At 64.4% G+C, this 18,391-nt stretch carries 16 protein-coding genes and 1 pseudogene; 12 read left to right on the plus strand and 5 right to left on the minus strand.

Features of this window, described 5'->3' with window-relative positions; translation table 11 throughout:
- Nucleotides 1-128 precede the first annotated feature (128 nt).
- Nucleotides 129-827: a Crp/Fnr family transcriptional regulator gene (locus AB3L03_RS18775; protein WP_018459877.1), complete on the minus strand. Its 699-nt coding sequence runs from the start codon at nt 825-827 to the stop codon at nt 129-131.
- A gap of 451 nt (nt 828-1,278) precedes the next feature.
- Between AB3L03_RS18775 and AB3L03_RS18780 the strand changes: the two are divergent.
- The 7 genes and pseudogenes from AB3L03_RS18780 to AB3L03_RS18810 all read left to right on the plus strand — a co-directional run bounded on the left by AB3L03_RS18780 (nt 1,279) and on the right by AB3L03_RS18810 (nt 7,741).
- Nucleotides 1,279-1,701: pseudogene (locus tag AB3L03_RS18780) on the plus strand (response regulator).
- 424 nt (nt 1,702-2,125) lie between these two features.
- On the plus strand, nt 2,126-4,915 hold the full coding sequence (locus AB3L03_RS18785) for a chemotaxis protein CheW (RefSeq protein ID WP_368506861.1): 2,790 nt from the start codon (nt 2,126-2,128) through the stop codon (nt 4,913-4,915).
- Nucleotides 4,916-4,946: 31 nt separating this feature from the next.
- Nucleotides 4,947-5,420: a chemotaxis protein CheW gene (locus AB3L03_RS18790; RefSeq protein WP_007598954.1), complete on the plus strand. Its 474-nt coding sequence runs from the start codon at nt 4,947-4,949 to the stop codon at nt 5,418-5,420.
- Nucleotides 5,421-5,451: 31 nt separating this feature from the next.
- Nucleotides 5,452-5,838: a PleD family two-component system response regulator gene (locus tag AB3L03_RS18795; protein WP_018456638.1), complete on the plus strand. Its 387-nt coding sequence runs from the start codon at nt 5,452-5,454 to the stop codon at nt 5,836-5,838.
- A gap of 59 nt (nt 5,839-5,897) precedes the next feature.
- Nucleotides 5,898-6,779, plus strand: coding sequence for a protein-glutamate O-methyltransferase CheR (locus AB3L03_RS18800; protein WP_085358468.1), 882 nt, complete (start codon nt 5,898-5,900; stop codon nt 6,777-6,779).
- Nucleotides 6,780-6,781: 2 nt separating this feature from the next.
- Nucleotides 6,782-7,096, plus strand: coding sequence for a hypothetical protein (locus AB3L03_RS18805; protein WP_018456636.1), 315 nt, complete (start codon nt 6,782-6,784; stop codon nt 7,094-7,096).
- Nucleotides 7,097-7,237: 141 nt separating this feature from the next.
- The gene (locus AB3L03_RS18810) at nt 7,238-7,741 is read left to right on the plus strand and encodes a response regulator (RefSeq protein WP_368506862.1); all 504 of its coding nucleotides are present in this window, start codon (nt 7,238-7,240) and stop codon (nt 7,739-7,741) included.
- A 56-nt stretch (nt 7,742-7,797) separates the two neighbouring features.
- Here AB3L03_RS18810 and AB3L03_RS18815 read toward each other — a convergent pair whose 3' ends face one another.
- Complete coding sequence (locus tag AB3L03_RS18815) at nt 7,798-8,052, minus strand: hypothetical protein (RefSeq protein WP_085348856.1); 255 nt, start codon at nt 8,050-8,052, stop codon at nt 7,798-7,800.
- A 184-nt stretch (nt 8,053-8,236) separates the two neighbouring features.
- On the opposite strand from AB3L03_RS18815, the gene AB3L03_RS18820 reads away from it, so the two are divergent.
- Nucleotides 8,237-8,872 (plus strand): response regulator transcription factor, encoded by a 636-nt coding sequence (locus tag AB3L03_RS18820; protein ID WP_007604420.1) that lies wholly within the window; start codon nt 8,237-8,239, stop codon nt 8,870-8,872.
- A 117-nt stretch (nt 8,873-8,989) separates the two neighbouring features.
- Here the strand turns inward: AB3L03_RS18820 and AB3L03_RS18825 are convergent, their stop codons facing one another.
- The 3 genes from AB3L03_RS18825 to AB3L03_RS18835 form a co-directional block, all read right to left on the minus strand.
- Complete coding sequence (locus tag AB3L03_RS18825) at nt 8,990-12,496, minus strand: PAS domain S-box protein (RefSeq protein ID WP_368506863.1); 3,507 nt, start codon at nt 12,494-12,496, stop codon at nt 8,990-8,992.
- Between the two features lie 66 nt (nt 12,497-12,562).
- Complete coding sequence (locus AB3L03_RS18830) at nt 12,563-12,991, minus strand: response regulator (RefSeq protein ID WP_018456631.1); 429 nt, start codon at nt 12,989-12,991, stop codon at nt 12,563-12,565.
- Between the two features lie 202 nt (nt 12,992-13,193).
- Nucleotides 13,194-13,910, minus strand: a complete 717-nt coding sequence (locus AB3L03_RS18835; protein WP_018456630.1) for a GntR family transcriptional regulator — start codon at nt 13,908-13,910, stop codon at nt 13,194-13,196.
- Nucleotides 13,911-14,004: 94 nt separating this feature from the next.
- Between AB3L03_RS18835 and AB3L03_RS18840 the strand changes: the two genes are divergently transcribed.
- Genes AB3L03_RS18840 through araD form a run of 4 tightly spaced genes read left to right on the plus strand, consistent with a single transcriptional unit; the run spans nt 14,005 to nt 18,390 of the window.
- A complete protein-coding gene (locus AB3L03_RS18840; RefSeq protein WP_018456629.1) occupies nt 14,005-15,024 on the plus strand; it encodes an ABC transporter substrate-binding protein in 1,020 nt (339 codons plus the stop codon).
- On the plus strand, nt 15,024-15,785 hold the full coding sequence (locus AB3L03_RS18845; protein WP_018456628.1) for an ABC transporter ATP-binding protein: 762 nt from the start codon (nt 15,024-15,026) through the stop codon (nt 15,783-15,785). Before AB3L03_RS18840 ends, AB3L03_RS18845 begins: the two co-directional genes overlap by 1 nt.
- 11 nt (nt 15,786-15,796) lie before the next feature.
- Complete coding sequence (locus tag AB3L03_RS18850; RefSeq protein WP_085348860.1) at nt 15,797-16,654, plus strand: ABC transporter permease; 858 nt, start codon at nt 15,797-15,799, stop codon at nt 16,652-16,654.
- Nucleotides 16,651-18,390, plus strand: coding sequence for an L-arabinonate dehydratase (gene araD / locus AB3L03_RS18855; protein ID WP_368506864.1), 1,740 nt, complete (start codon nt 16,651-16,653; stop codon nt 18,388-18,390). Before AB3L03_RS18850 ends, araD begins: the two co-directional genes overlap by 4 nt.
- The last annotated feature ends 1 nt before the right edge of the window (nt 18,391 follow it).

Consider the following 18,391-nt stretch of genomic DNA (forward strand, 5'->3'; position numbering starts at 1 on the left):
TGCCGCCGGCCCGTACAGGCGCGCGCGGCACATCCGTGTCTACGGCATCTGGATTTCAGTTCCGGTAGCAGGACATTCCGTGTTTGCGGGCCGGAATTAGCGGCCGGTTTACCACGCCGCAGCGCCAGTCAGCGCGGGCCGAGCAGCCGGTCATACTGCGCCTTCACGGTGGCGTAGCATTCGCACGCCGTCTGGCGCAGGCCGTCCAGGTTAAGGATCTGGATGTGTCCGCGGCTGTAGTTAATGAAATTCGCCTGCTGCAAGGTGTTGGCGACCAGCGACACGCTGTTGCGCCGAGCGCCGATCATCTGCGCCATCGCCTCCTGGGTCAGCAGCAGCCGGTAGTCGCCGGAGAGGTCATGGGTGTGGAGCAGGCAGCGCGACAGCCGCGACTCCACCGGATGAGCGGCGTTGCAGCCCGCGGTCTGCTGCACCTGCGCGTAGACCGCCAGTCCGTGACGCGTGAGCAGCGTCCGCAGGGTGCAGCTCTGGTCGGCCGCGACGCGCAGCCGGTCGAGGTCCATCATCGAGGCGGAGCCTGGAACCAGCACGATGGCCGTGTTCAGCGCGCAGGCATCGCCCATGATAGAGAGCGTTCCGAGCAGGCTGTCGCGGCCGATCATGGCGACTTGCACGTGCTCGCCCCTGGCGAGCTCCACCACCAGCGAGATGACGCCGCGATGGGGAAAGTAGGCGCGCTTGAGCGTTTCGCCGGTCGCGACCAGCACCGCGTCGTGCGGCAGATCGCCCGTCCGCAGGTGGGGGCGGATCAATTCATAATCGTCCGCCGACAGCGCGGACAGGAAACCGTTGGAGGAACGTACCATTGTTTCCAAAGTAGCCTCCCGTCTCCCGGACCAGCACGGGAAACTGCTTGTCGTTCGGCCACGTTCCATCATGTTCCCGTCGGGATATATTGGCAATTGGGACAAGACGTCCGATCGCAGTCAGTGCCGCTGCACGTCGGCCTCGCCAAGACAGATTCCCTGACCCAATTCCTACCGAGCTGGGAACCAGCAGATCCAGATGGTGCGGCTGGAGAATCGGTTTGGAGCTTGTTCGCGGTCATGGTTGATCCGGCGCGTTTCGAGGTCATCCGCGCCGCGTCGTCGTCATGGAGTTGCCTTGGCGCCGCGCGGCCGCAGATTCTGCGTCAATCGTCTTTCCGGCTCCGAAGGACGCTCTCAACAGTCCATTTCTCGAGCAAAGGAGCATGGCGTGCGCCACGGTTCAATTATTGAATCGCCAAATCGGGAAGCTCAAACGGGGACAGAAGATCTGCGCCATATTCTCGTCGTCGATGACGACCCGATGGTCTGCATGGCCATCGAGGTCTATCTCCAGCGCAACAATTTTTCGGGTGACGATCGCCGAAGGAGGGGAAGCCGGACTTCGTGCGCTCGAACACGAACAGTTCGATCTGATGATCATCGATATCTTCATGCCGCACATGCGCGGGTTCGAATCGGTCAGAATCTTTCACGAGCGCGCGCCGGCCGTTCCGCTGATAGCGATGTCCGGCTACGCGTTCGCAATCTGAATTCGCCGGCCCCGGATTTCCTCCGGATGGCGCTGGAGCTCGGTGCGGCGCGCTGTCTGCGCAAGCCGTTCACGCCGCACGCGCTGCTCGCCGCCATCAACGATTGCCTGGCGGAGCACCGTCCCCAGGGCGAGCTTGCCCCGGCCGCGCGCCTGGGTTAGCGCGGCACCGGCCGCAGCGGACGCGGGTAACGGTTCGTTTACCGCAAATGCGGGTCATGCATATCCCGGCAGAGCACCAGGCGACGTGGCGAGACCGCCCCGGATTGCAGGCGGCTCGATACAATTTGCGCGAAGACCGCGCATATCGTCCTTCACAAGCAGGGCTTTCCCGCGCGCCTGGTCCCGCCGTTATCGGCACGTTCACCTAACGCGTCTCGCCGCTGCGGCGTGGGGCCGGTTTTGCCGAAAAACGCTGTCCCATGCAGTCGAACGGCAAACTTGTCTTCAATATCCGTATTAGCACGGAGGATGAAATTAACGGGACCGTGAAAGGGGATGTCTAACGATCCAAGGTGGGGACTTCCGTTCATGCCAGCGCGGCTCGGGCGTCGAGGTCCAGATCCAGGTCTGTAAGGCGTAGCTCATGGATGATCTGTTGCGGGAGTTTTTGACGGAAACCAGCGAGAGCCTGGACACCGTGGACAATCAGCTGGTGAAGTTCGAGCAGGAGCCGAACAACGCCAAGATCCTGGATAACATTTTCCGGCTGGTCCACACCATCAAGGGCACGTGCGGCTTCCTCGGATTGCCGCGACTGGAAGCGCTGGCGCATGCCGGCGAGACGCTGATGGGCAAATTCCGTGACGGCATGCCGGTGACGGGGCAGGCGGTGACGGTGATCCTGTCCTCGATCGACCGCATCAAGGAAATTCTGGCCGGGCTGGAGGCGACCGAAGCCGAGCCCGAGGGCACCGACCGCGATCTCATCGACAAGCTGGAAGCGATGGTCGAGCAGGGCATGGCCGCCATGGCGGCCGGCGCTGCTGCTGCCGTTGCCGAAGCGCCGCCGCTGGTGCCGGACGCGCCTGTCGCCGTTGAAGCCGCGCCGACCTCCGGCGTGCTGGCCGACCAGAGCCTGGAGCGTCCGCTGCGTCCGGGCGAAGTCTCGCTCGACGAGCTCGAGCGTGCCTTCCGCGAGACCGCGATCGAAGTGCCGGTCCCGGTTGCCAAGGCCGAAGTCAAGGCGGAGCCTCCGCCTGCCGCTGAAGCCCCGGTGCCTGTTGCCAAGGAAGCCGCGAAGGAGACCAAGGCGAAGGACAAGGCCGCGCCGAAGAAGTCGATCGCCGACGAGGGCGCCGCCGAGGGAGCCAGCATCGCCAACCAGTCGATCCGCGTCAACGTGGATACGCTTGAGCATCTGATGACCATGGTCTCGGAGCTGGTGCTGACCCGCAACCAGCTGTTGGAGATCTCCCGCCGCAACGAGGACACCGAGTTCAAGGTGCCGTTGCAGCGGCTGTCCAACGTCACCGCCGAGCTGCAGGAAGGCGTCATGAAGACGCGCATGCAGCCGATCGGCAATGCCTGGCAGAAGCTGCCCCGCATCGTTCGCGACCTCTCGAGCGAACTCGGCAAGCAGATCGAGCTGGAGATGCACGGCGCCGACACCGAGCTCGACCGCCAGGTGCTCGACCTGATCAAGGACCCGCTCACCCACATGGTGCGCAACTCCGCCGACCATGGCCTGGAGACCCCGGCCGAGCGTCTCGCCGGCGGCAAGGGCGAGCAGGGCACCATTCGCCTGTCCGCCTATCACGAGGGCGGCCACATCATCATCTGCATCGCCGACAACGGCCGTGGCCTGAACACCGACAGGATCAAGGCCAAGGCGATCTCCTCAGGTCTGGTCACCGAGGCCGAGCTCGAGAAGATGAGCGAAGCCCAGATCCACAAGTTCATCTTCGCGCCGGGCTTCTCGACCGCGGCCGCCATCACCTCGGTGTCGGGGCGCGGCGTCGGCATGGACGTGGTGCGCACCAATATCGACCAGATCGGCGGCACCATCGACATCAAGTCGGTCGCCGGTGAAGGCTCCTCCGTCACCATCAAGATCCCGCTGACGCTCGCCATCGTCTCCGCGCTGATCGTGGAAGCCGCCGGCGACCGCTTTGCGATCCCGCAGCTCTCCGTGGTCGAGCTGGTGCGGGCCCGCGCCAACTCGGAGCACCGCATCGAGCGCATCAAGGACACCGCGGTTCTCAGGCTGCGCAACAAGCTGCTGCCGCTGATCCATCTCAAGAAGCTGCTCAAGATCGACGACGGCGCCGTCTCCGATCCCGAGAACGGCTTCATCGTGGTGACGCAGGTCGGCAGCCAGACCTTCGGCATCGTCGTCGACGGCGTGTTCCACACCGAAGAAATCGTGGTCAAGCCGATGTCGACGAAGCTGCGCCACATCGACATGTTCTCGGGCAATACCATCCTGGGCGACGGCGCGGTCATCATGATCATCGACCCCAACGGCATTGCCAAGGCGCTCGGCGCCGCCGGCTCCTCGGCCCATGACATGAACAACGAGAACGGGACGCACAGCATCGGATCGGGCGAGCAGACCACCTCACTGCTGGTGTTCCGCGCCGGCTCGGCCCAGCCCAAGGCGGTCCCGCTCGGGCTCGTCACGCGCCTGGAAGAGCTCCCGGCCGACAAGATCGAGTTCTCGAACGGCCGCTACATGGTGCAGTACCGCGAGCAGCTGATGCCGCTCGTTGCCATGGAGAGCGTCACCATCGCGAGCCAGGGCGCCCAGCCGATCCTGGTGTTCTCCGACGACGGCCGCTCCATGGGCCTCGTCGTCGACGAGATCATCGACATCGTCGAGGAACGGCTCAACATCGAGGTCGGCGGATCCTCCTCCGGCATTCTCGGCTCGGCCGTGATCAAGGGCCAGGCCACCGAAGTGATCGACGTCGGCCACTTCCTGCCGATGGCGTTCTCCGACTGGTTCACCCGCAAGGAGATGAAGCCGTCGCTGCACTCGCAATCGGTGCTGCTGGTCGACGATTCGGCGTTCTTCCGCAACATGCTGGCCCCGGTGCTCAAGGCCGCCGGCTACCGCGTCCGCACCGCGCCGACCGCGCAGGAGGGCCTGGCGGCGCTGCGCGCGCAGAGCTTCGACGTGGTCCTGACCGACATCGAGATGCCCGACATGAACGGGTTCGAGTTTGCCGAGACCATTCGCTCCGACAGCAATCTGGGCGCGATGCCGATCATCGGCCTCTCCGCGCTGGTGTCGCCGGCGGCGATCGAGCGCGGCCGCCAGGCCGGCTTCCACGACTATGTCGCCAAGTTCGACCGTCCCGGTCTGATCGCGGCGCTGAAGGAACAGACCGCGAGCGCCGCCGGCGCCTCCGAGCTGAGCCGCGCAGCCGCCTAAACCCCAGCGGGATGGATCAGGAGATACGCACATGACCAAGAAGACCCAGTCCGGCGAAGGCGCCATGGTCGAATACGTCACCGCGATGATCGGCGGCCAGCTGTTCGGCCTGCCGATCTCCCGCGTCCAGGACGTGTTCATGCCCGAGCGCGTCACCCGCGTGCCGCTGTCCTCGCGCGAGATTGCGGGCGTGCTGAACCTGCGCGGCCGCATCGTCACCGTGGTCGACATGCGCGCCCGGCTCGGCCTGCCCAAGCCCGAGGACGGCAAGATCCCGATGGCGGTCGGCGTCGATCTGCGCGGTGAATCCTACGGCCTCCTGATCGACCAGATCGGCGAAGTGCTGCGGCTCGCCGAGGACGGCATGGAAGAAAACCCCGTCAATCTCGACCCCCGCATGGCCAAGCTCGCCGGCGGTGTCCACCGTCTCGACGGCCAGCTCATGGTCGTCCTCGACGTCGATCGCGTCCTCGAACTCAAAACCGAAGTGCAAATGGCTGCGTGAGCCCCAAAAACATCGAAGCCGGAGAACCCAAATGAAGACGTGCTTGGTGGTCGATGATTCCAGCGTCGTGCGCAAGATCGCACGCCGGATCCTGGAAGGCCTGCAATTCGAAGTCACGGAGGCCGAGGACGGCTCCAAGGCGCTCGAGGTCTGTCAGCGCAAGCTGCCCGACGCGGTGCTGCTGGACTGGAACATGCCGGTGATGGACGGCTTCGAGTTCATGGGCCACATGCGCCGCCTGCCGGGCGGCGACCAGCCCAAGGTTGTATTCTGCACCACCGAAAATAACGTGGCTCATATCGCTCAGGCGCTCAGCGGCGGCGCCAACGAGTACATCATGAAGCCCTTCGATAAAGACATCATCGCCGACAAATTCGCAGAAGTCGGCTTGATTCCGGTCGGACAAGCCATGGTCTGAGTGTCTGGCGGAGTGTTCCAGCCAGAGTGTTCCCAGTACAGCTTCCGAGAGGCCTATCCGTGACCCCGACCGAGTATGAGTATCTGCGTAAGTTCCTGAGGGATCATTCCGGGCTCGATCTGTCCGCAGACAAGCAATATCTGATTGAAAGCCGGCTGTTGCCGCTGGCGCGCAAGGCCGGGATCTCCGGCATCGGCGAGCTCGTGCAGAAGCTGCAAGGCGCTGGCTCGGGCGCGCTCGTCACCAGCGTGGTCGAGGCGATGACCACCAACGAGACCTTCTTCTTTCGCGACAAGGTCCCGTTCGATCATTTCCGCGACACCATCATGCCGGAGATCATCAAGGCCCGCGCGGGCCGCCGCAGCGTCCGCATCTGGTGCGCCGCCGGCTCCACGGGGCAGGAGCCCTATTCGCTCGCGATGAGCCTAAAGGAGATGGGTGCGGCCCTAACCGGCTGGCGCGTCGAGATCATCGCGACCGACCTGTCGCAGGAGGTGCTCGAGAAGGCCAAGGCCGGCATCTACAGCCAGTTCGAAGTGCAGCGCGGACTGCCGATCCAGATGCTGATGAAATATTTCAAGCAGATCGGCGAGACCTGGCAGATCAATCCCGAGCTGCGGGCGATGATCCAGCACCGGCAGCTCAATCTGCTGCACGATTTCGCTCAGCTCGGCACCTTCGACGTCATCTTCTGCCGCAACGTGCTGATCTATTTCGATCAGGACACCAAGATCAACATCTTCAACCGGCTGGCTCGCCAGATCGAGGGAGACGGCTTCCTGGTGCTGGGCGCGGCCGAAACGGTGGTCGGACTGACCGACACGTTCAGGCCGATTCCGGAGAAGCGCGGTCTCTACAAGCCGAACGACCCGCGCGCGGCGGCCGCCAAGCCGGTTCTTGCCGGCGCAGCGCCGCGCCTAGCGGTCATGGCGGGACGATAGGCATGGCCGAGGATGGCAAAGGCGCGGAACGCGTGACGTTCAGTCGCGGCTATGATGTCTGCATCATGGCCATCGACGGCACTTGGCGCCGCGACTGCAAGCTCAACGCGATCTCCGACACCGACGCTATCCTGACGGTGGAAGGCTCGATTCAGGGCCTGAACCTCAAAGAGTTCTTCCTGCTGCTGTCGTCCACCGGCCTTGCCTACCGCCGCTGCGAATTGGTGCGCGTCAACGGCGTCGAAATGGACATTCAATTCCTGCGGGGCAAGAACCGGAAGAAGCGCGCCGTCGGTGGCCGTGACGAGGCGGCGTGATCTTCACGTGCGTCGCGTCGCCGTTTTCCGCGACGTTGGTTCGCATTTGCTGAAACATCCGACTGAATTTGCCGTCGCGGCTTTACGTCGCCTAAGCGCGAACGGTGTATCCATTGCCGGTCTCAATCTCAGGATACGGCAATGCCCAGAAGCTCTTTCTCCTCTCTCCCGTCAAACCTGCCCGACGGCGCCGAGCGGCGCGCGCTTCAGCTTCTGGTGGTCGATGATGACGGCACACAGCGCAGCCTGATCACGGTCGCGGCCAAGCAGGCCGGCCACGAAGTCACCGTGGCGCCGTCCGTGGCCGAAGCGATCGAGAAACTCCGCACCGCGCGCTTCGACTGCGTGACACTCGATCTCGTGCTCGAGGATGGCGACGGAATGGACGTGCTGGGCGAGATGGCCAAGGCGAAATTTGGCGGCGCCCTGATCGTCGTCAGCGGCATGGACGGCAAGCGCCGCAGCGCCGCCCGCAGCTTCGCCCGTTCCGTCGGGATCGAGCTCCAGAGCCTGCCCAAGCCGCTGGATCTGGCCGCGTTGCGCATCAGCCTCGCCAATCTCGGCAAGACCGCGATGGGCCTGCCGGCGATCCACACCTGGGGCGGTGTTGCCACCGACGCGATCGTGGAGCGGCACCGCGCCTGATCCGCGGCCGGCCATGCGATGAAAGAATGCGGTCGCCGCGTCGCAGCGATCGCGATCTACAGCGTACCGCTGGCCTCCGACAGGCATTCCAGGGCGTGGCCAAGGCCCGCCCGGCAGGCGTCGAGCGCGGCGATCGCCCTGGCATACCGGGGTGTGACATCGTCGAGCACGAAGACGTCGGCGGAACTTTCCGGATCGCTCCCGTGTTCTTGATCCATGGCTGTGGCGGTCCGGCGCATGCTGCTCTCGATCTGCGAGATCAGCACGCGAAGGTCGGCCGCAATCAGCTCACGGCTCTCGACTTCGGGCATTGCCACGAAAGGCGGTAGCGGCCAAAATTAGCATGGATATTCTCCGTCCTCTGCAATTAGGCGCCTCGCCGCTACTTGTGCGTCAAGTTCATGTCCCGTACAAATACGGTGGGCCGAATCCGCGCCGAACGCCATAACGGTTGGGGCGGACGCGAGTCCTTCATGCCAACCGGATGTGTGGCACATGGCCGAACAAAGCTCTCGCGGTGAAATCTTCGTGGTCGACGACGACGCTGCCGTTCGCGACACCTTGTCGATGGTGTTGAAGGCGGCGGGCTATGAGGTGATCTGTTTTGCGGACGGCGCAGCATTGCTCTCCGTCGCGCGAAGCCGCACACCTGCAGCGGTCCTGCTCGACGTGCACATTCCCGGCAAGTCCGGGCTCGATATTCTCAATGAGCTGCACGGCGAGGACTATCCGGCACCGATCTTCATGATCTCCGGACAGGGCGATATCGCGATGGCGGTCGGGGCCATCAAGAGCGGCGCGCTCGACTTCATCGAGAAGCCGTTCCGCGGCAGCGAGATCGTCGGCCGGCTCGACGAGGCGATCGGCGCCTATGCCCGCAGGCAGTCGGAGAACGCAGCGCCGAAGTTCGGCTCGCTGCATTTCCCCGGGCGCGAGCCGTTGACGCGCAGGGAGCGCGAGGTGCTTGAGCAGTTCGCCGCCGGCGCTTCCAACAAGGAGGCCGGCCGCACGCTCGGCATCAGCCCGCGCACCATCGAGGACCATCGCGCCAACATCATGAAGAAGCTCGGTGCGCGCAATGCCGCCGATCTGATCCGGATCGTGATGACCGCGGCGCAGCGCGCGTCGTAAATTCCGTGGGCGACATTTCGTAGCCCGGATGAGCGAAGCGACTTCCGGGACGTGGCTCGTGGTGTTCCCGGGTATCGCTTCGCTCACCCGGGCTGCGGGCTCTCACCCGACGCGCCATCAACTGTTCAACGCCTTGCGGATGGCCCGCGCCAGATCCGATTTGCGATAGGGCTTCGCCAGCAGCAGAACGCCCGAATCCAGCCGGCCGTGATGGATGATCGCGTTCTCGGTATAGCCGGACGTGTAGAGCACCCGGAGATCGGGACGCGTTCTCTGCAGTTCGTCGGCGAGCTGCCTTCCGTTCATCTTGCCGGGCATGATGACGTCGGTGAACAGGAGGTCGAACGGTTTTCCGGCGGCGACGATTGCGAGCGCCTCCGCGGCGTTCGCAGCCTGCAAGGTGACGTAGCCGAGCGAATGCAGCTGTGCCAGCACGTAGTCGCGCACCAGCCGGTCGTCCTCGACCACAAGGATCGTCTCGTGTCCGCCCTCGATGGTCGCCGGCGTCACGCCCTCGCCGACCGCCGTCGGCGTCTTGCCGGGCGGCAGGTACATCTTGATCGTGGTGCCGTGGCCTTCCTCGCTGTAGATCTTGATATGGCCCGCCGACTGCTTGATGAAGCCGTAGACCATCGAAAGCCCGAGTCCGGTGCCCTTGCCCGGTCCCTTCGAGGTGAAGAAGGGGTCGAACACCCTGGCCAGCATGTTGGCGGGAATTCCGCTGCCGGTGTCGCTCACGGCGATCAGCACGTAGTGTCCCGGCGGGACGTCGTTGACGCTGGCATAGACCTCGTCGAGATAGGCCGCGCCCGTCTCCACGATCAGCTTGCCGCCGCCCGGCATGGCATCGCGGGCATTGAGCGCGAGGTTGAGGATCGCGGTGGTGAGCTGGCTGGGATCGACGATCGCGACGCAGTTCTCGTCCTCGAACACCGATTCGATATGGATCTGCTCGCCCAGCGTCGGCCGCAATAATTTCGCCGTGTCGATGATCAGCGCGTTGACGTCGATCTCGCGCGGCTGGAGCGGCTGCTTGCGCGCAAACGCCAGCAGGTGCTGCGTCAGCTCGGCGCCACGCCCGGCGGCCTCGTCGATCATCTTCGTGATCGCCGCGAGCTCCGGCTCGTTGGCCACCGCGTCGGCCAGGATCTCGATCGTTCCGGTGATGACGGTGAGAATGTTGTTGAAGTCGTGCGCCACGCCGCCGGTGAGCTGGCCGACCGCCTCCATTTTCTCGGCCTGGCGGATGCGCTCGTCGGCCGCGATCTTGTCGGTCAGGTCGCGGTAGAACGAATTGAAGAGAACGCCTTCGCGTCGCTGGAGCGCCGTGACGCTGAGCTCGGCCCTGAACTCCTTACCGTCGCGTCGCCGCACCAAAAGTTCGCGCCGTGGATTAGCCAGCGATTGTTGCTCGGATTCGAGAAAGAGCTTCAGTCTGGCCCTGACGCTTTCGCGCTCACTGGGGGCGACGAAAAGCTCAATCGCATTCTTGCCGATCGCCTCCTCACGGGTCCATCCGAAGAGCTTCTCGGCCTGCGAGTTCCAACTCAGGATGGCCCCGGTGTGGTCCGTCTGGGTGAAAGCATCGAGCGAGGTCTCGACGATGTTGCGCGCAAGCTGTTCGCTCTCCCGCAAGGACTCCTGTGCAAGCCTCGCTTCTGTCATGTCGCGCCCGACAAAGAAGTAGCGCTGGGCGTGGTCGGACCAGCTGCCGAGCCAGGACAGCCAGACCTCACGACCGTCCTTGTGGAAGCAGCGGGTGTCCGCGAGCTTCAGCCGCTCGCCGCGCCTGAGCGCGCGCATCTCGTCGCGCGACGGGTCGAGATGGCCGGAATGAATGAAATCGGCGCCGCTGCGGCCGATCATCTCCTCCGGCCGGTAGCCGAGAATGGCCTCGCTGCTCGGACTGATCTGCGCGATGTGGCCGCGCGCGTCCATCACCATGATCAGATCCTGGGAGGTCTCGAAGATCTGTCGCCGTTCCTCGAGCTGCTGCTGCAGCGCCCGCTCGGCCCGTCGCGCCTCGGTCAGGCTGCGCGCGGTGCCGGAGGCGCCCACGATCTCGCCCGATGGGCCCCTGATCGGCGACAGGCTGAGTGAGAGTTCGACCGGCGTGCCATCCTTGCGCAGGCGCACCGTCTCGAACCGTTCCATCGGTTCACCTCCGGCGATCCGCCGCAAATAGTCCTTGCCTTGCTCGCGTCGGTCGGGTGGGACGATGATCGAGGTGGATTTCCCGATCGCCTCATTCGCCGAATAGCCGTAGAGGCGCTCGGCGGCGGCATTCCAGCCGGTGATGATGGCGTCGAGCGATTGCATCACGATCGCTTCGTCGGAGGATTCGACGGCGGCGCTGAACAAGCGCTCGCGCGCTTCATGATGGCTTCGCGCGGCCTCGGTGCGGCGATGCTCCTCGATCTCGCGTTCAAGCGCGGTCGTCTTCGCTCTCGTTTCTTCGACCATTTGCGCGAATGCCCGCGCCAGCACGCCTGTCTCTCCGCTCGCATCGACGGGAATCTCGGCGCGCCGTCCGCTGCCGATCGCTTCCACCGCCGCGGTCAGACGCCCGATCGGCCGCGTCAATGAGCGCGCCAGCAGTACCGCAAGCAAAGCTGCGGCAAGGACAGCAAGCAGGCCGACCAGTGAGGAGGCTTTTTGAATGGCCGCCGGAACGCTACTGAACACGGATGGTGGGGCCGTCTCGATGACTGCCAACCACTCCTTGCCGGCCAGCAGTGCCGGTGCGAGCGCCGCTCCACTCGGCCGGCCCGCTTGGTCGCTCGTAAGCTGCGTGGATCCTTGCGGCAGGCCGGCCCGGGCTGCAAAGAAAGGAAAGTCCCGGCGCCAATCGTTGGCGTTGCCAAGCAATGCACCGAATTCCCGCGCACGATCAGGGTGGACAAGATAGTCGCCACGCGAATTCACGACATAGATTTCTCCTCCTGCGCTCGTGGTCGAGCGGACGCGGTCGAGCGCAGGACGCATGTCGATATTGGCGATGACGATGCCGAACGGCTTGCTATCAGGCGTGAACAGCGGAGTCGCGACGCGCAACGTCGGAATGTGAGGGTCCGTGGTTCCTCCCTGCCGCGTGGCGAGATCGACGGGCGAAACATAGATGTCGCCCGGCGCCAATCGAATCGTCTCCTGGAAGTAGGTTCGGTCGCTCTTGCGTTCCAGTTCGCCGTCGGGGACGATCCGTGCTGTTCCGTTCGGGCCGGCGCGATCGACGCGGACCAGCTCGCGCTGGTCGTCGTCAAGGCCGATGATTCGAAATTGCCCGTAGCTCGGTTTCGCGTCGATCTCGGCTGCGAGCCGGGCTGCGATGCGCTCGCGCCAGGTTTGCTCGGAAACGCCGTCGACATCGTCGAGGCCTCCACCGATGTGGGCACGGATCAGGCCGTTGATGGCCGCGGCGGAGCGATAACCGAGCAGATCGCCGCGCGCGCCGGCAACGTAGGATTCAAGATGGGTGGCCAGCAGGCTCGACTGGGCTTCAATCCGTTCCAGGACCCGCGGAATGACGGCCTGGGTGATATTGCGATAGCCGAGCCAGCCGACTGCGGCCACGGTGACCGCCACCAGCAGGATCATCGCGATGGCGAGCCGCGTAGCGAGTGTCATGGGGAATCTGCACCGCTTCCTGAATGGCCGTGCCCGCGCTCGGTTGGAACAGAATGAAGGTTCTTGTCATCGGCGGCCGGTGCTGACATCCGGATTCCTCACCGATGCCGTCCGCGCCGCGTCCAGGCAGCCAGCGACCGCGGCGAGCAGCGCGTCGGCCCGGAACGGCTTCTGCAAGCTCGCCACCGCGCCGAGCTTGGTCGCCATCTTGAGGAAGTCCGGCTCCGCATGGGCGTCCGGCGTGAACGAACGGCCGGAAATGACGACGATCGGAATCGCCGGCTGCAGCGCCCGGATGTGGCGCATCGTCTCCAGGCCGTCCATGCCGGGCATGAAGATGTCGAGAAAGAGAAGGTCGAACTGGCCGGCCTCGAACAGCGCAAGTCCCTTGCGGCCGTCTCCGGCGACGGTGATTTGATGACCGGCCCTCTCCAGGAGCAGCCGAATCGTCATCTGCACGGCCGGATCGTCATCCACGATCAGGATGTTGGCCACGTCTGGTATCCTCCCGGGCCGGATGGGGTGTCCCAGCGACCGCAAATCAAACCATCAACTCTGAAATTGTTGCGCGGATTGCATCTGGCCTGCAAGCACTTCGCCATTCGATCCCAAGATTGCTCGCAAAAGGCGAACTCGGTTGCGTCAATTTATGCACGGTGACGTGCACAAGCGCTCGCGACAACCGCGCGCCATATGCCTAGTCGGTCAAATATTCCGGATAGTGGCTTCGGATCGTGTCGAGCTCGCTCAACGTGCCCGACAGGTGCTTGCGCAGATGCTGTTGCGCAGCATCGGCGTCGCCGGCCTCGATCGCGCGCGTGATCAGCTTGTGGTGGCGGACGATGTTCTGGGCCTTGCCGGGTGAGGGCAGATGCATCCGGCGCAGCCGGTCGATATGTCCGCTACGGCTGCGCACCAGCGTCCAGAGTTCCTGCTTGCCGGCCGCGGCATAAAGCTGCGCGTGAAAATCATTGTCGCCAGCGATGAAGCTCTCGAAGTCTCCGGCCTTGGCGAATTGCTGCTGGAGCGCGATCGTGTGGTCGAGGCGTATGACCAGGGCTTCGCCGTGCTGCTGCGCGAGCAGCCGGACGATTTCGAGCTCCAGCGCCTGGCGCAGGAAATGGGCCTGCTCGGCCCGACCGACGTCGACGCGGCTGACGACGGTGGCGTGCTGCGGAAACACGTCGACCAGCCCTTCTTCCTCGAGCCGCATCAAGGCGTCGCGGATCGGCGTCGAGCTGACGCCGAATTGTGCGGCGAGATCCGTGCGCGACAGCGGCGAGCCCGGCGGCAATTCGAGCGCGAGAATGGCATTGCGCAGCCGCTCGAATACTTGCGGTGCGGCCTGCCGGGCCCGGTCGAGCCGCGCGCCGGGGCGGGGGGCTACGCGGGGCGCGGGTTCGGCTGGTTCCATGCGAAGCGCTCCGGCCAGCTTGCCTTTGATACACTAATGCATTAGTGCATTAGCAAGATCGCTCGTCAATGGCGGCCGGAGGAAACGAACAACAATGATCAAGCAATTTCAGTGTGGCCTCACGGCCGTCGCCCTGATCGCCGCAGCGGCGCTGACGGCTTCGCCAGCAAAGGCGCAGCAGAAGTCCGAGATCTCGCTGTCTCGCCAGCCCGGCATTTTCTACATGCCGAGCCACATCATGGAAAAGCAGAAGCTGATCGAGAAGCACGCCGCTCAGCTCGGGGTGGCCGGCGTCACCACCAAATGGGTCACCTTCTCCGGCGGCGGTGCGCAGACCGATGCGCTGCTCGCGGGCGGGGTCGACATCCTCAACACCGGCACCGGCAATCTGCTGCTGCTGTGGGACCGCACCCGCGGCGGCGTCAAGGGCATCGTCGCGACCTCGGCGCAGCCGATGACGCTGATCAGCCGCGACGCCAACATCAAGTCGATCAAGGATTTCGGCCCCAACGACAAGATCGCCGTGCCGACCGTAAAAGTCTCGACCCAGGCCATCGTGCTCCAGATCGCCGCCGCCGAAGCCTTTGGTCCCGACCAATGGTCGAAGCTGGACGTCAACACGGTGCAGCTCGGTCATCCCGACGCCTATGCGGCGCTGTCCAACGCCAAGCACGAGGTGCACACCCATTTCTCGATTCCGCCGTTCACCTTCCTCGAGCTGAAGAACGTGCCGGGCGCGCATGTCGTGCTGTCGTCGCCTGACGTGATGGGCGGCCCGCTCAGCCAGGCGCAGTTCTTCACCACCACGAAGTTCGCTGATGCCAACCCGAAAATCATCCAGGCCGTGCGCGATGCGACCAAGGAAGCTCAGGATCTGATCCGCAGCGACACCAGACAGGCGGTCGAGATCTACAAGGAGATCACCGGCGACAAGACCTCGGTGGAAGAGCTGCTCGATCTCCTCCAGGAGCCCGGCATGATGGAGTGGAATCTCGAACCGCAGGGCACGATGAAATTCGCCGCCCATCTGTTCAAGACCGGCACGCTGAAGACTCAGCCCAAGGCCTGGACTGATTATTATCTGCCCGTCGCCCACGATCTGAAGGGCAACTGATGGCGCTGCTCGACGTCAGCTCCGTGACGCTGCGCTACAAGACCTCCAGCGCCGTCGTCACGGCGACCGAACGGGTCAGCTTCACAGTCGACAGGTCCGACCGCTTCGTGCTGCTCGGGCCGTCCGGCTGCGGCAAGTCGACCCTGCTCAAGGCCGTCGGCGGCTACATGGCGCCGAGCGAAGGCCGCATGACCATCAACGACCGCGAGATTCGCGGTCCCGGCGCCGATCGCATGATGATCTTCCAAGAGTTCGACCAGCTGCTGCCTTGGAAAAGCGTGCTGGCCAACGTGATGTTTCCGCTGCTGACCGCGCGAAAATTGTCGCGCAAGGATGCCGATGCGCGGGCGCGGGCCTATATCGAGAAAGTGGGCCTCACCCGCGTGGTCGACGCTTATCCGCACACGCTCTCCGGCGGCATGAAGCAGCGCGTCGCGATCGCGCGCGGCATGGCAATGGAGCCCGACATCCTACTGATGGACGAGCCGTTCGCCGCGCTCGACGCGCTGACGCGGCGAACCTGCCAGGACGAGCTGCTCCAGCTCTGGAGCGAGACCAAATTCACCGTGCTGTTCGTGACCCACTCGATCGCGGAAGCGATCCGCATCGGCAACCGCATCCTGCTGTTGTCGCCGCATCCCGGCCGCGTCAAGGCCGAGGTGGTCGACGTCGACAAGGTCTCCAATGACGATGGCAGTGCCGGCCGGCTGGAGAAGGAGATTCACGATCTCCTGTTCGCCTCCGAAGCAACGGCGCATTGAGGGAGCCTCTCATGGGCGAAGCGAGAATAATGCTGCGTGACGCGCCGGTCGTCGGCAGCGCAGCCGAGGTCGAGCGCAAGCTGAGCGTGCCCGAGCTGTTGTGGAACGACGGCTTTGTCCGCAAGACCGTCATCATCCTGTTCCTCGCGGCGGTCTGGGAGGCCTACGGCCTCGCCCTCGACAATCCCCTGCTGTTTCCGACGCTGCACGACACGATCCTCACGCTCTACGATCGCGTCAAGGACGGCACGATTCCCATGCGGGCCTGGGCTTCGCTAAAAGTGCTGTTCATGGGCTATTCAGCCGGCATCGCGCTCGCCGCGATCTTCACCGTGCTCGCGATCTCCACCCGCATCGGCACCGATTTCCTTGAGACGGTCACGGCGATGTTCAATCCGCTGCCGGCGATCGCGCTGTTGCCGCTCGCTTTGATCTGGTTCGGTCTCGGCAACGGCAGTCTGGTGTTTGTGCTGATCCATTCGGTGCTGTGGCCGGTCGCGCTCAACACCCATTCGGGCTTCAAGAGCGTGTCCAACACGCTGCGCATGGTCGGCCGCAATTACGGCCTTCGGGGATTGCCGTACGTGGCGAAAATCCTCATCCCCGCCGCGTTCGGCTCGATCCTGACCGGCCTCAAGATCGGCTGGGCCTTTGCCTGGCGCACGCTGATCGCGGCCGAGCTGGTGTTCGGCGTGTCGTCGGGGCAGGGCGGGCTCGGCTGGTTCATCTTCGAAAACCGCAACCTGCTCGACATACCTGCGGTCTTCGCCGGCCTCTTGACGGTGATCATCATCGGGCTTTTTGTCGAAAACCTGATCTTCCGCGCCATCGAGCGGAACACCGTGCAGAAATGGGGCACCCAATCATGACCAAGAAGAAACTAACGCCCGACCAGCTCCGCAGCGCGCGCTGGTTCGCACCCGACGATCTCCGCTCGTTCGGCCATCGCTCCCGCACCATGCAGATGGGCTACGCGCCGGAGGAGTGGAAGGACCGCCCGATCATCGCGATCCTCAACACCTGGTCGGACGCGCAGCCCTGCCACATGCACTTCAAGTCGCGCGTTGACGACGTCAAGCGCGGCATCCTGATGGCCGGCGGCCTGCCGCTGGAGCTGCCGGCACTGTCGCTGTCGGAATCGCTGCTCAAGCCGACCACCATGCTCTATCGCAATCTGCTGGCGATGGACGCCGAGGAGCTGTTGCGCAGCCATCCCGTCGACGGCGTGGTGCTGATGGGCGGCTGCGACAAGACCACGCCGGCGCTGCTGCTGGGTGCGACCTCGATGAACATCCCGGCGATCTATCTGCCGGCAGGTCCGATGCTGCGCGGCAATTGGAAGGGCAAGACGCTCGGCTCGGGCTCGGACGGCTGGAAATACTGGGACGAGCGGCGCGCCGGAAAAATCTCCGACAAGGACTGGCTCGACATCGAGGCCGGCATTGCGCGCAGCTACGGCACCTGCATGACCATGGGCACGGCTTCCACCATGACCGCGATTGCAGAGGCGATCGGCATGACGCTGCCGGGCGCGTCCTCGATTCCCGCCGCTGATGCCAACCATATCCGCATGGCCTCGGAATGCGGGCGCCGTATCGTCGAGATGGTCTGGGAAGATCTGACGCCGAAGACGATCCAGACCCGCAAGGCGTTCGAGAACGCGATCGCGGTGGCGATGGCCATGGGCTGTTCGACCAATGCGATCATCCATCTGATCGCGCAGGCCCGCCGCGCCGGTCTCGACATCGGCCTCGACGATTTCGAGATTGCGAGCCGCAAGGTGCCCGTCATCGCCAATGTGCGGCCGAGCGGCGATGCCTATCTGATGGAGGACTTCTTCTATGCCGGCGGCCTGCCGGCGCTGATGGGGCAGATCAAGCCGCATCTGCATCTCGACTGCATCACCGTCACCGGCCTGACGCTGGGCGAGAATATCGCGCATGCCGAGGTCCACAATGACGATGTGATCCGCTCGATCGACAATCCCATCTACAAGGAAGGCGCCCTCGCGGTGCTCAAGGGCAATCTCGCACCCGACGGCTGCGTCATCAAGCCGTCGGCCTGCGCGCCGCGCTTCCTCAAGCACACCGGGCCGGCGCTGGTGTTCGACGACTACCCTTCGATGAAGAAGGCGGTCGACGATCCCGATCTCGACGTCACCGAAGACCACATTCTCATTTTGCGCAATGCAGGGCCGCAGGGCGGGCCGGGCATGCCGGAATGGGGCATGCTGCCGATCCCGACCAAGCTCGTGAAGCAGGGCGTCCGCGACATGGTGCGGATCTCCGATGCGCGCATGAGCGGCACCAGCTACGGCGCCTGCATTTTGCATGTCGCTCCCGAATCCTATGTCGGCGGACCGCTCGCGCTGGTGCGGAACGGCGACCGCATCACGCTCGACGTCGGCGCCCGCACCATCAATCTCGACGTGTCGGAAGCCGAGCTCGACAAGCGCCGCGCCGCCTGGAAGCAGCCCGAGCGCCGCTTCGAGCGCGGCTATGGCTGGATGTTCACCAAGCACATCAAGCAGGCCAATGACGGCTGCGACTTCGACTTCCTCGAGACCGATTTCGGCGCGCCGATCGGCGAGCCCTCGATTTACTAGA

This window comes from Bradyrhizobium lupini, assembly GCF_040939785.1.
GTDB lineage: Bacteria > Pseudomonadota > Alphaproteobacteria > Rhizobiales > Xanthobacteraceae > Bradyrhizobium > Bradyrhizobium canariense_D.